Source organism: Streptomyces palmae (genome assembly GCF_004684805.1).
GTDB lineage: Bacteria > Actinomycetota > Actinomycetes > Streptomycetales > Streptomycetaceae > Streptomyces > Streptomyces palmae.
The window spans coordinates 1-837 of the sequence record NZ_SRID01000755.1; the positions used below are offsets into that span (position 1 = coordinate 1).

Sequence of the window (837 nt, forward strand, 5' to 3'; positions counted from 1 at the left end):
CGGTCGAGGGCCCTGCCCCGGCGCCTGGCCCGGCCTCGGCCTCCGCCCCTGACTCTTCTCCCGCTCCCGACCGTCACCCCGCGACGCCCTCTGGGCCTGGCCCGGGCGCGGCCCCCGACTCCGCTCCGGACGCCGCTGCCGACGACGGCTGACCAGCACGGCCCGGCGCACCACCACGATCAGCCCGGTCACCAGCGTGCCCGCGTACAGCCAGGCGGCGTGCAGGGACAGCGAGGTGAACACCGCTATTGCCTGGGCGCCCGCCCCGTCCTCGCTGTCGTTGATTGGCAGCAGGCCCAGGACGAAGGCGATCGGCACCACGGTCGGGGCCAGCAGCAGATCCGCCGGCCGCACCCACAGCCCGCAGGCGGCGGAGACCAGTACGAAGCACACGCCGTAGACGGCGGGCGAGCCGGACAGCAGCAGGGCGACCAGACAGCCCACCGCCACCATCGACAGCGCGGCCAGCAGGGCCACCCCGAAGCCGGTCAGCCGAGGGCTCGGCAGCCGCCGCAGGGCTGCCACCAGCGAGGACAGGGCGGGCGAGTGCCGGCCCGGCGTCCGGCGGACGGCGCCGCGCCGCTTGGACCCGCCGCCCTGCCCGGACGCGTCGTCCGCCGCGGGCCGGGGCGAGGGCGCGGCGGCGCGGTGGGGGGTACGCGTACTGTGATGCTCCACCCCCCCAACGTAGGCCGCCCGGAGGGAGTATCCGGGCGATGGACACGCTGTTTGGGCCACCTTGGCGGGCGCGTACGGGGAATCCGCGCCCGGAAGGGGATCGCGGCGGAACCGAGGACTCGCGCACCCCGGCCGCTTCCCGCTCCCGCCGCCCGCCCC

1 protein-coding gene is annotated in these 837 nt (G+C 76.9%); it reads right to left on the reverse strand.

The features are described 5' to 3' along the window. Positions 1-678 (reverse strand): DUF6542 domain-containing protein (locus E4099_RS32500; RefSeq protein WP_209446831.1); only part of this gene is annotated, 678 nt, incomplete at its 3' end. Positions 679-837 lie beyond the last annotated feature (159 nt).